Annotated in this window: 7 protein-coding genes; 4 read left to right on the forward strand and 3 right to left on the reverse strand. The window is 69.1% G+C overall.

Annotation, left to right across the window (positions count from 1 at the left end; all coding sequences use genetic code 11):
- Positions 1-97 precede the first annotated feature (97 nt).
- Complete coding sequence (locus AB7M35_RS02845) at positions 98-661, reverse strand: hemerythrin domain-containing protein (RefSeq protein ID WP_453957088.1); 564 nt, start codon at positions 659-661, stop codon at positions 98-100.
- Positions 662-780: 119 nt separating this feature from the next.
- Here AB7M35_RS02845 and AB7M35_RS02850 point away from each other — a divergent pair, with 119 nt between their 5' ends.
- The 4 genes from AB7M35_RS02850 (at position 781) to AB7M35_RS02865 (ending at position 5,973) form a co-directional block, all read left to right on the forward strand.
- The gene (locus AB7M35_RS02850) at positions 781-933 is read left to right on the forward strand and encodes a DUF5993 family protein (protein ID WP_453957090.1); all 153 of its coding nucleotides are present in this window, start codon (positions 781-783) and stop codon (positions 931-933) included.
- Positions 934-942: 9 nt separating this feature from the next.
- Positions 943-1,509, forward strand: coding sequence for a disulfide bond formation protein B (locus AB7M35_RS02855; RefSeq protein ID WP_453957092.1), 567 nt, complete (start codon positions 943-945; stop codon positions 1,507-1,509).
- Between the two features lie 217 nt (positions 1,510-1,726).
- Complete coding sequence (locus AB7M35_RS02860; RefSeq protein WP_453957093.1) at positions 1,727-2,854, forward strand: efflux RND transporter periplasmic adaptor subunit; 1,128 nt, start codon at positions 1,727-1,729, stop codon at positions 2,852-2,854.
- Complete coding sequence (locus tag AB7M35_RS02865; protein WP_453957094.1) at positions 2,854-5,973, forward strand: efflux RND transporter permease subunit; 3,120 nt, start codon at positions 2,854-2,856, stop codon at positions 5,971-5,973. The genes AB7M35_RS02860 and AB7M35_RS02865 overlap by 1 nt, the downstream gene beginning before the upstream one ends.
- 83 nt (positions 5,974-6,056) lie before the next feature.
- Here the strand turns inward: AB7M35_RS02865 and pyrB are convergent, their stop codons facing one another.
- Together pyrB and AB7M35_RS02875 are read right to left on the reverse strand one after the other, a co-directional pair.
- Entirely contained in the window at positions 6,057-7,073 is a 1,017-nt protein-coding gene (pyrB, locus tag AB7M35_RS02870; protein ID WP_453957096.1) for an aspartate carbamoyltransferase, read from the reverse strand.
- 186 nt (positions 7,074-7,259) lie between these two features.
- A complete protein-coding gene (locus tag AB7M35_RS02875; protein ID WP_453957097.1) occupies positions 7,260-11,333 on the reverse strand; it encodes a Calx-beta domain-containing protein in 4,074 nt (1,357 codons plus the stop codon).
- Between the last annotated feature and the right edge of the window lie 487 nt (positions 11,334-11,820).

Consider the following 11,820-nt stretch of genomic DNA (forward strand, 5'->3'; position numbering starts at 1 on the left):
TGTAATATTATAACGTTCAGTCGATCTCGACGGAACAACTCCCCGGTCGCGACCCGCCTGCCCGGCCCCGAACCGATGACCGCTCCGCCGGCGTGCGTCAGCCGAGCGATCCTTCGCCGTACTCGAGCAGCACCGGGATGACGATCTCCTCCTCGTCGGTCAGGTGGCGGTCGAGGAAACCGTTCAGCCGGCCGAGCGTCGCCAGGAGACGGCCGTCCTCCCCGCCGGTGGCGGCGCCGGCCTGCAGCGCCTGAAGGAGCGCGTTCGCCTCCTGGGTGAAGGTCGTCAGATGCCCGTCGAGGGCGACATGGTCGCGGTCCAGCAGTTCGAAGCCCGGGGCGAGCCGCGGCTCCTTCGCCGCCAGCAGCGGGAAATAGTGGGCGTCCTCGACGTGATGGTGCTCGTGAAGCTGGTTCACCAGGAAGCCGCCGAATCGCGACAGCCGCTTGCCGTAGTCCTCGGCCGCCATGTCGGCGTCGACGAGCGCCTGTCCGTCCTCGACGAGCTGGGTCAGGAGCTGCCGGAACATCAGGTGCCGCTCCAGCCAGAACTGGGTGAGCCCGCCCATCGGCGTGCCGTTCGCCCAGCCATCCCGGGGATATTTCTCCAGCAGCACCCGCAATGCATCCGGCAGGCCCGAGCGGGCTTCGAGGTCGTCCATTTCCATGTGAAGTCCTTTGGTTGCGGCTGCCTGGAAGCGGTGCTTAGGTCATCACGCACGAACGGTGCGATGGGTTCCAGGCTGGACCCAATATAGGACGGGGGGAGGAATATCCCATGATGGCGCTGCCCTTTTTCGGGATTCTGCTGGCCTGCATCCTGGCGTGGATGAACGCCCGCCTGCCGGCGGTGTGGACGGTGATCGCGACCATCGTGCTGACGCTGGTCCTGTTCCGCTTCCACGCGACCGACGCCCTCAACATCGATCTGTAGGGCGGCACCATGCTCGGATCCCTCGCCCGTCCCCTGAACGCCCTCGGGCTCATCGCCATTTCCGTCGTGCTGCTGGTGGCCTTCGTCGGGCAGCTCGTCTACGGCGAGCTGCCCTGCCCGCTCTGCCTTCTCCAGCGGGTCGGCTTCGTCATCGTCGGCGCCGGCCTGGCGCTCAACGTGCTGTGCGCGCCGCGTCCGTCCCACTACGGCCTGATGCTGCTGGGCGCCGCCGTCGGCGCGGCGGTCGCGCTTCGCCAGATCGCCCTGCACGTCGTGCCGGGCACCGGCGCCTACGGCGACCCGTTCCTCGGCCTGCACTACTACACTTGGGCGTTCGTCCTGTTCGCGGTGGTGGTGGCCGGCTCGGGTATCATGCTGCTGCTGGAAAGCCAGTTCAGCGACAGCCGGCACGGTCGCGGCGGCCGCGGCGCGCTCGGCGGTTTCGCCGTCGGTCTGTTCGCCCTGATGGTGCTCGCCAACGGCGTCTCGACGGTGCTGGAGTGCGGCGGTGGCCTCTGCCCCGACAACCCGACCACCTATCAGCTGCTCGACCAGTTCCGCTCGACGGCGCGCTGACGCGTTTCCGAGGACGGCGGAGCCCGCTTCATCGCGGCAGGTGGAGCGGACCGCAGCCCGGACAGCCGGCTTCAAAAGTGAGTGCGCACAATAAATGGTCTGAGGAGTGCGCCCGCACGTATGGTATTTGTTCGAGATCTACCGTGCATGACGTGTTCGCCCCGCGCCTGGTGTCACAGCGGAACGAGGATGTCTGTAGTGCGACTGGCGGAGGCGGATGGGACTTTTTCGGCAACTTCTTATCGTGATCGGTCTCGCCGGCCTCGGCTACGGCGGATACATCCTTTACCAGACCTATCTTGAACCGCCGGCAGAGACGGCCGATGCCGGTTCCCAGCGCGGGTCGCAGCCGGTGTCGGTGGAGGTCGAGCGGGCAAAGCTCGTCACCCTCGACCGCAACGTGGAAGCCGTGGGCACCACCCGCGCCCTCCAGTCCGTCGACATCGTGCCGTCCGCCGAGGGCCGCATCACCGAAATCGACATCACCCCCGGCAAGGAGATCAAGGCGGGGGCGGTGATCGCCCGCCTCGACGACGAGATGGAGATCGCGACCCTCGAGGAGGTGAAGTCCGCCGTCGAGGAGAAGCAGCGCGCGCTGGAGCGCGCCCAGACCCTCATCCGCTCCAACACCATCAGCCAGGCGAGCCTGGAGCAGCTGCGCTCGGGCAACGCGGTGGCGCAGGCGGCGCTTGCCCGCGCCGAGCGCCGCTTCGCCGACCGCACCATCCGTGCCCCGTTCGACGGCGTGCTCGGCATCACCTCGATCGATCTCGGCGCCCGCGTCGACACCGACACCGTGCTGACCACGCTCGACGACCTGAGCGAGGTCGAGATCGAATTCCGCCTGCCCGAGACCGTCTATGGCCAGATCACCGCCGGCCAGGCGATCGAGGCGACCAGCGCCGCCTTCCCTGACCGCCGCTTCACCGGCCAGGTGGAGGCGATCGACAGCCGCATCGACCAGACCTCGCGCTCGTTCCGGGTGCGGGCCCGCCTGCCGAACCAGGACCGCACCCTGCCGGTCGGCATGTTCATGCGCCTCGACCTCAACCTCTCGTCGCGCCAGGCCGTCGTCGTGCCGGAGGAAGCGCTGCTGGTGCAGGGGCCGACGACCTACCTGTTCGTCGTCGAGGGCGACACGGCGCGCCAGCGCAAGGTGGAAACCGGCCAGCGCCGCAAGGGAATGGTCGAGATCACCGAGGGCGTCGCAGAGGGCGACGTGATCGCCACGCGCGGCATCCAGTCGCTGCGCGACGGCCGCAAGGTGAACGTGCTGAACGGGGCCGACGAACCGGCCGGCCGGCCCAGCGCCGCGGACATGCGCACGGAGGGGCATCGGGGCTGATGTCGCTCTCCGATCTGTCGATCCGCCGTCCGGTCCTTGCCGCGGTCGCGAGCCTCCTGATCATCGTGTTCGGCATCGGTGCGCTGACCCGCATCCCGATCCGCGAGCTGCCCAACATCGACACCGCCGTGGTCACGGTCTCGACGAACTACACCGGCGCCTCCCCGGAGATCATCGACACCGACATCACCGAGATCGTCGAGGGCTCCGTCGCCGGCATCGCCGGGGTGAAGACGATCTCGTCGCAGAGCCGGCGCGGCCGGAGCCGCGTCACCGTCGAATTCAACGTCGACCGGGAAATCGACGAGGCGGCGAACGACGTGCGCGACGCCGTCGCGCGGGTGCGCTCCGACCTGCCGCTCGATGCCGACGAACCGCAGATCGTCAAGAACGACTCCGACAGCGACCCGGTGATGCGGCTGGCGGTTACCAGCGACCGGATGAGTGCTGCGGAAATCACCGATTACGTCGACCGCTACGTGATCGACCGGCTGGCCACCGTGAACGGCGTGGCGAGCGTCGACATCTACGGCGCGCGCCCGTTCGCGGTCCGGGTCTGGCTCGACCGGCGCGCGCTGGCGGCCCGCAACCTCACCGTCGCCGACGTCGAGGCGGGCCTCAAGAAGGCCAACGTCGAGCTGCCGGCGGGCGAAATCGAGACGGAGGCGCGCCAGTTCACTGTCCGCCTCGACAGCCGCATCCCGTCGGTCGAGGCCTTCCGCGACGTGGTCATCGACCGCGTCGCCGGCTATCCGATCCGCCTCTCCGACGTGGCCCAGGTCGTCGGCGGCGTCGAGGACGAAAGCACGATCGTCCGCAACAACGGCCAGGTGGCCGTCGGCCTTGCCGTCATCCGCCAGAGCCAGTCCAACACCATCGCCATCTCCAACGCGGTGCGCGCCGAGATCGCCTCGCTGTCGCGCACGCTGCCCGAGGGCATGGCCATCGAGGTGTCGTCCGACGACGCCATCTTCGTCGCCGCCTCGATCAAGGAGGTGGTCACCGCGCTCGGCATCTCGCTGGTGCTGGTGGTGCTGGTGATCCTCGTCTTCCTCCTGTCCTGGCGCGCCACGCTGGTGCCGGCCATCACCATCCCGATCGCGCTCATCGGCACCTTCATCCTGATCAGCGCGCTGGGCTTCTCCATCAACGTGCTGACGCTGCTGGCGCTGCTGCTCGCCATCGGCCTCGTGGTCGACGACGCCATCGTCGTGCTGGAGAACATCCAGCGTCGCATCGATCTCGGCGAGAGCCCGCTGGTCGCCTCCACGCTGGGCACCCGGCAGGTGACCTTCGCGGTCATCGCCACCTCCTTCACCCTCGTCGCCGTGTTCGTGCCGCTGTCGTTCCTGCAGGGCCAGGTCGGCAAGCTGTTCGTCGAGTTCGGGCTGGTGATGGCCGGCGCGGTGATCATCTCCACCTTCGTGGCGCTGACCGCCTGCCCGGCGCTTGCCTCCAAGGTGCTGCGGGCCAAGCGCGCAAAGCCCGGCGAGAGCGCGGGCGACACGGCGCGCGAAGGCTTCCTGCTGCGCCGGTTCCGCCGCCTGCTGGTCGCCTGCGTGCGGATGCCGCTGGTGGTGATCGCGGTGGCGCTGGCCGTCGCCTTCGCCGGCGCCATGGTGTTCGTGACGCTGCCGCAGGAGCTCACGCCCAGCGAGGACCGCGGCGTCGTCTTCGTGCCGCTGACCGCCCCCCAGGGCAGCACCGTCACCTTCACCGACCAGGCCTCCAGGCAGATCGAGCAGATCGCCGAGCCGCTCCGGGAATCCGGCGACGTGGAGACGATCTTCACCTACACCGGCTCGTTCAACCGTCCGCACCGCGCCTTTGTCGTGCTGCGCCTCGCCGACTGGGAGAAGCGCGAGAAGTCGCTCCGCCAGATCGTCGCCCAGCTGTTGAAGAGCATGGGCTCGGTGACGGCGGCCCGCGGCTTCCCCGTCAGCCCGGCCGGCCTCGGCCTGCGCGGCTCCAGCACGCCGCTCAGGATCGTCGTCAGCGGACCCGACTTCGAGAGCGTCAAGCAGTGGGCCAACACGCTGCTCGCCAAGGCCCGCGAAAACCCGGGGCTGCGCAACGTCGAGCTCGACTACGAGGAGAACCAGCCGCAGCTGAACGTCACGGTCGACCGCACCCGCGCCGACGATCTCGGCATCTCGGTCGAGACCATCGCCTCGACCCTGCAGACGCTGCTCGCCTCGCGCGAGGCGACGTCGTTCATCGACCGCGGCCGCGAGTATCCGGTACTCCTGCAGGCCTCCGACGAGGACCGCGCCTCGGCGGCGGACATCGACTTCATCTTCATCCGGGCCGGCGACGGCTCATCGCTGGTGCCGCTGTCCGCCCTCGTCAGCGTCGAGGAAGGCGCGGCCTCGGCGGAACTCCGCCGCTATGACCGGCTGCCCTCCATCCAGGTCGAGGGCTCGCTCGCCGACGGCTACGCCCTCGGCGACGCCATCGCCTACATGGAGCAGGCGGCGGCGGAATCGCTGCCGGCCGAGGCGCGGATCGGGCTGGCCGGCCAGTCGCTGCAGTTCAAGGAGACCGCCAGCGGCGTGCTGCTCACCTTCAGCCTGGCGCTGCTGATCGTGTTCCTGGTGCTGGCGGCGCAGTTCGAGAGCTTCGTCCACCCGCTGGTCATCATGCTGACGGTGCCGCTCGGCGTCGCCGGCGCGGTGTTCTCGCTGTCGCTGGCGGGGCTGTCGCTCAACATCTACAGCCAGATCGGGATGATCCTGCTGATCGGCCTGATGGCCAAGAACGGCATCCTGATCGTCGAGTTCGCCAACCAGCTGCGCGACGAGGGGATGAGCGTCCGCGACGCGGTGGTGGAATCCACCGTGCTGCGCCTGCGGCCGATCGTGATGACGGTGGTCTCCACCGTGCTCGGCGCCGTGCCGCTGGTGCTGGCCTCCGGTGCCGGCGCGGAAAGCCGCATCGCCATCGGCACGGTGATCGTCGGCGGGCTGGTGCTGTCGAGCGTGCTGACGCTGTTCCTGACCCCGGTGCTCTACGACCTGCTCGCCCGCTTCACCCGCCCGCGCGCCACCATCGAGCGCGCGCTTGAGGCGGAGCTGTCGGGGGCCGTCCGACGCCCGCCGGAGCACCCGGCGGGATCCTGAGCGACCGACCGGGTGCGCTGGGCCCCTCTACAGGCAGAGCCTGACCGCCCGAGCCCCGGAGCCCGGGTGACGGGTTGCGGCCCTCAGGGGTTGGCGGGGCGGCGGCGCAGCGGCCAGGTGGGCTCGCGGACCATGTCCTGGAAGGTGTCGGCCACGCCGAGGATCGTCACGAACAGCGCCATGCGGACCGGCACGCCGTTGTCGGTCTGGCGGAACACCGCGAGGTTGCTCATGGCGTCGATGTCGGTGGCGAGTTCGCCGAACACCTCGTCGCGCGGCAGCGGGTGCAGGATCACCGCGTCCTCGGGGGCGTGGGCGCGGAAGCTCGCCGCGTCGAGGCGCAGCCGTTCGGCCGCCTCGCGCACCTGCGGATCGATCTGGAAGCGTTCGCTCTGGTAGCGCGTCGCGTAGATCACGTCGGCGCCGGCGAGCCCTTCCTCCAGGGTCCGGAACACCTTTACCGTATGGCCGCGCTCGCGGGCGATGTCGGCGTAGCGCTCGGGCATCGCCAGCGCCTCCGGCGACACCAGATGGAAGGTGATGTCGTCGAACACCGACATCTGGGTGATCAGCGAATGGGTCGTGCGTCCGAAGCGCAGGTCGCCGAGGATGACGATGGTGGACCCGTCGATCTCCTTGCCGCGCGCCTTCAGCTCCTTGGAGATGGTGTAGAAGTCGGTGAGCGCCTGGGTCGGGTGCTCCGCCTCGCCATCGCCGCCATTGATCACCGGCACCAGGGCGGCGCCGGCGATGATCTTGGCGGCCTCCGGCGTCGGATGCCGCACCACGATCACATCGGCGTAGCCGGAGATCACCCGCGCCGTGTCGGAGAGCGATTCGCCCTTCACGATCGAGGTCGTCTCCAGCCCGGAGGTGTCCAGCACCGCGCCGCCGAGGCGGGCGAAGGCGGCGCCGAACGAGATGCGGGTGCGGGTGCTCGGCTCGAAGAACAGGTTGGCCATCACCGCGCCTTCCAGCACGCGGCAGACCTTTTCGCCCCGCGCGATCGGCTCCAGCGCGTCGGCGACGGCGGCGAGACGGGTCAGGTCTGAGCGTTCGAACTGGCGTGCGGTGAGCACGTCGTGACCGATATCGAGCATGGGATCTCCCGATGGCGGAACGCGGTCCGGATTGCCGCTGCCGATCGGGACCGGACAGTGCCGGGAAAAGCCCGGCCGATCAATCGGCAGGCGGGAAACGGCGGCGTTTTTCCCACCGCTTCCCGCCCGGCCGTTTCGTCGCCGGCGGCGCGGCCGCGATCGGACCGCGCCGGCCGACGTCGCGCGTCAGGCCGCGAACAGCTCGGCGTCGGCGCCGCGCAGCAGCGCGTCGAGGTCGAAGTTGCCCTCGTCGGAGATGAAGCCGAACGACACCTCCTGCCCCGGTGCCAGCGCGCCGTTCCACTCGGCGTTCTCGATGGCGAAGTGGCCGTCCGAGGACGCCACCAGCGTGCCGTTCCAGATCTGGGTGATCTCGAACGGCAGGTCGATGCCCAGGTGCCAGCCGTCGACCGCCGCGTCGCCCTCGTTGGCGATGGCGATCTCGTACTGGGCGCCGGAGCCCCAGTCGTTGACGATCTTCAGCTCGAACGACAGCTCGCCGTCGCCGGTCACCGGCGGGTCGGACGGATCGACCGGATCGCCCGGGTCGACCGGCCCGACCGGCCCGCTGCCGCCGTCGTCGTCGCGGATGGTCGCCGTGCCGACGGAGGTGTCGCCGCCCGAGGTGGTCACCGAGAGCTGGAACGTCTCGTCGCCCTCCGCCGCCTGGTCGTCGAGGATCGCTACCGCCACGGTCTTTTCCGTCTCGCCGGCCGCGAACGTCAGCTCGCCGGAGACCGCCTGGTAGTCCTGGCCGGACACCGCCGTCCCGTCGAGCGTCTCGAACGACACGGTCACCTCGTCGGAATAGGCCTGGTCGAGCGCCACGGTGAAGGTCACCGTCGACGGCCCGCCGTCACCCCCACCGTCCTCGTCCTGAAACAGCGGCTCCAGCGCGTCGAGGGCGTTCTGGCGCACCGTCGTCCAGTCGTCATTGAGGATGCCGCCGGTGTCGCCCGAATTCGGGTTCCACGACCACCACGCCCAGCTCATGCCCGACGCGCCCGGAGCAAGGTCGCTGGCACCATCGAGATCGTAGTCGCCGCCCAGATAGCGCACGATCGCGTCGGCCCAGGCCCGGTCGACGTCGGTCTCCAGCCGGGAGCCGAACTCGCCGATCAGGATCGGCGCGATGCCCTGCTCGTGGATGAAGCCCCAGTGCTCGGAGAACACCTCGGCGAGGTTCGAGCCGTCGAAGAACCACGGCTGGGCATAGACCGACGCCGGATAGTCGTGGGGCGAGTAGACGAGCTTGTCGTCCTGGGCGAGCACCACCGGCCGGTCGGCGACGCCCTGCAGGTTGCCGCCCCACCAGTAGTTGTCGCCCTGGTAGTCGCCGATGCCTTCCACGACGATCAGCCAGTCGGGGTTCACCGCCAGGATGGCGTTGCCGGCCGTCTCCGCCGCCAGCGCCCAGTCGGTCGGGCCGCCGCCGCCCCAGGTCGCCTGCCCGTGCGGCTCGTTGTGCAGGTCGGCGCCGATCACCGCGTCGTTGCCGGCATAGCGCTCGGCAAGCTCGGTCCACTGGTCGATCCAGTCCTGCTGGCTGTAGGTGTCGTTGTACCAGAGGCCGCTCGCCTCGGCGCCGTTGCCGGCGTCGACCCGGTGGTGATCCAGCAGGATCTTCATGTCGATCGCATCGGCGTAGCCGACGATCTTGTCCATGATCTCCAGGCCCGACAGGCCCGCCAGGTCCGGGTTCTTGGAATAGTCCACGCCCTGGGGCGTGCCCCCGGTGGCGACCAGTTCGCCGGAGAACGGAAGGCGGATGGCGTTGAAGCCCTCCTCCTTCATCTGGTCCATCATGTCCTGCCAGTTGCGCGCCCACAGCCCGTGCGGCGCGGAGACGTCGGTTTCCAGCCCGAACCAGTTCACCGCCCGGATCTCGACCTCGTTGCCGGCGGAATCGACGATGGCATTGCCGCTGGTCGAGAGCGGCCCTTCGGCGAAGGTCGCCGCACCGCCGCCGCCGCCCACGGCCCCCTCCGACACGCTGTGGCCGGACGACACCGTGACCTGCGGATCGGTGGGCGCGGTGACGTCACCACTGGCGATCGTGGCGGTAGCCGTCGCGTCGCCAAGCGTCGCGCCGTCGGCGCCGGTCAGCCGCACCTGAAACGTCTCGTCCGCCTCCACGGCGGCGTCGTCGACGAGGTCGACGGTGACGGTGCCTTCGGTCTCGCCGGCCGCGATGACCAGGCTGCCGGTCCTGGCGACGAAGTCCGAGCCCGCCTCGGCGGTTCCCGCCACCGTCTCGAAGTCGATGGTCACGTCGCTTCCGGCTGCCTCGGAGAGGCGCACGGTGAAGGTCGCAGCACCACTCTCCTCGTCGACGCTGGTGTCGAGGATCGACACGGCGGGCACCACCGGCGCGACGTCGTCGCTCTGGATGGTGCCGACCGCCGTTCCGTCGGCAATCGTCGCGCCGTCGGCGTTGGCGAGCTGGACGGTGAAGGTCTCGTCGCCTTCCACGTCGGCGTCGTCGATCAGTTCGACGGTGACGGTTCCTTCCGTCTCGCCGGCCGCGATCACCAGGCTGCCGGCGTGCGGCGCATAGTCGGCGCCCGCCGTGGCCGAGCCGTCGGCGGTGGCAAAGGCCACCGTGACGTCGCTGTCGGACGCCTCCGACAGGTGAACGGAGAAGGTCGCCGTGCCGGCGTCCTCGTCGACGAGGGTGTCGTGGATCGTCAGCTCCGGCAGCACCGGATCGGGATCGGTCGTGCCCTCGCCGTCGTACGGCGCCGCCGCGCCGTTCAGCGTGACCGCCGTCAGCGCGTCCGGCGTGCCGGAGGCCTGGAAGCCGAACGCCGTCGACTGGCGGACGCCGAGCGACCCGTTGTAGCTGACGTTCTCGACCACGTAGGTGCTGCCCTCGTGGGAGACGATGCGGGCGTTCCAGATGTTGGTGATCTCGGCGTCGAGCGTGAAGGCGACCTGCCAGCTGCCCACCGCCGAATCCGGCGTGAAGCTCAGATCGGCGACGAACCCGCCGGTCCACGACGAGCGCACCTCGTAGACGAGATCGCCGTTGCTGGCGGCATAGAGGATCTCGCCGGCCGTCGGGTCCGGCGGCGTGCCCCCGCCCGTGTCGCCGCCGGTCTCCCCGACGGTGTCGCCGCCCGTTCCCCCGTCGGTCCCGGCGAGCGTCGAAAGGACCTGCTCGACCTCGGCGCGCGCATCGGCGTCGGCGAACCGGATGCGGTCGCCCAGCGTATCGACGAGCTCTTCCGCCGCCGGCATCATCACCATGGCCACGAAGCCGGTCGAATCCACCTTGAGGTTCAGATAGCCGTCGTCGTCCACGAAGGTGCTGAGATCGTCCGCGTCCACGTCGACGCGGATGTAGTCGTCCGCCCCGTGCAGGTGCACGTGGTCCATGCCGGCGCTGGTCGAATCGATGACCAGGACGAGGTTCGGATCGGTGCCGGCTCCGCCGTCGCCTCCCTCGGAGTTGTCTTCCAGGAAGGTGTTGAAGCGGTCCTTCTGCAGCCGACCGTCCTCCAGCGCGGAATCGTAGCGCCACAGCTGCTCGAGCCCGGCGAGATCGGCGGGCTCGACGTTGGTGATGACGGTCTTGCCCCAGGCGTCGTTGTAGCCGCCCCAGCTGTCGCCGAAATGGGAGATCGTCAGGGTGTCGGAGGCGTCGTCGTACGCGATCTTCATTTCCCGGCCGCTGAAGGTCGTGAAATTGAGCACGATGTCGTCGCCGTGAAGGGCGTGCAGGGCCGCGAAGTCGTAGCTCGTCGTCTCGCCGGCCACGCCCGTCTTCACCACGATCTGGTTGTCGGGGAAGTCGCTGGCGGGATCGATCGCATATCCAGAGGCGACCAGGTCGTCCTGGAAGTGGTTGTTGGTGGGGGCCCAGCTCCTGATCAGCGTCGGCAGGTCCGCCGGATCGATGCCGGCGATGCTGGCGATCGGCTCCTGACCTTCCCAACTGCTCACCGGCATGACGTTCAGCGTGTAGGTGCCGTCCGGATCGGCAGTCCACAGGACGCAGTAGTTGTGCGCGCCCATCTCGGTGACGGCGTCGCCGTCCCGGAAACCGAACACCAGTATGTCGGTGGCGGGGTCGTAGCCGCTCAGGTCGTCGGATCCGACGACGTAGATCGTGCCCGTGTCGGGCCCGCTCCCGGCCGGCCATTCGGCGTTGCCGCCCGATGCCCAGCTTTCCGGCGAACCGACCGGATAGCCCAGGCCGTAGGGATTGAAATAGGCGGGGCGGTCGCCCTCGAATTCACTCCAGACAACGTCAACCATGGCAGCCTCGAAGCCTCCTCGTGTTCGCCACGTCCCACCGAACGGCCGCCCGGATCCCATGTCCGGCCAGGCGTCGGCGTCAGCCCGTTCGGATTTCCTCACGGGCCTTTCGGTGCAGAGGTCCGGTCCGCCCACCGGAACCATCCGCGCTCATCCGGGCCCGGCTTGGTCGCCGCCCCCCGGAGTTCGTTGCCCCCTCGCTTCCGGCCACGGCGGCCGGCAGATTCGGGCGTCTTCAGATCGGGCATTCAGGTTTTCGAAAATGGTCCAAATACGGCGGCTGCCCGGGCCGCCACTTGCCGAAGTCCTTCGCCGGGCAAACCAAGCCTAATCCAGATCAGATCCGTCACTTCATCTTGGCCGCTTCGATCGACCCGGCCGCCACACGTCCTGCCGGATGACCTGGCGCCTTCCCGCGCTCCGATCATCTGCCGATCTACGGTGGCTTGACCGACCTCCCGGCCCATTGGGGCGCACCCGTCCGCCC

This window comes from Amorphus suaedae (genome assembly GCF_053629675.1).

Bases quoted from the DNA above. Each gene is read 5' to 3' on its own strand.
- AB7M35_RS02845 (WP_453957088.1), bottom strand. From the start codon at position 661: ATGGACGACCTCGAAGCCCGCTCGGGCCTGCCGGATGCATTGCGGGTG.
- AB7M35_RS02850 (WP_453957090.1), top strand. From the start codon at position 781: ATGGCGCTGCCCTTTTTCGGGATTCTGCTGGCCTGCATCCTGGCGTGG.
- AB7M35_RS02855 (WP_453957092.1), top strand. From the start codon at position 943: ATGCTCGGATCCCTCGCCCGTCCCCTGAACGCCCTCGGGCTCATCGCC.
- AB7M35_RS02860 (WP_453957093.1), top strand. From the start codon at position 1,727: ATGGGACTTTTTCGGCAACTTCTTATCGTGATCGGTCTCGCCGGCCTC.
- AB7M35_RS02865 (WP_453957094.1), top strand. From the start codon at position 2,854: ATGTCGCTCTCCGATCTGTCGATCCGCCGTCCGGTCCTTGCCGCGGTC.
- pyrB (WP_453957096.1), bottom strand. From the start codon at position 7,073: ATGCTCGATATCGGTCACGACGTGCTCACCGCACGCCAGTTCGAACGC.
- AB7M35_RS02875 (WP_453957097.1), bottom strand. From the start codon at position 11,333: ATGGTTGACGTTGTCTGGAGTGAATTCGAGGGCGACCGCCCCGCCTAT.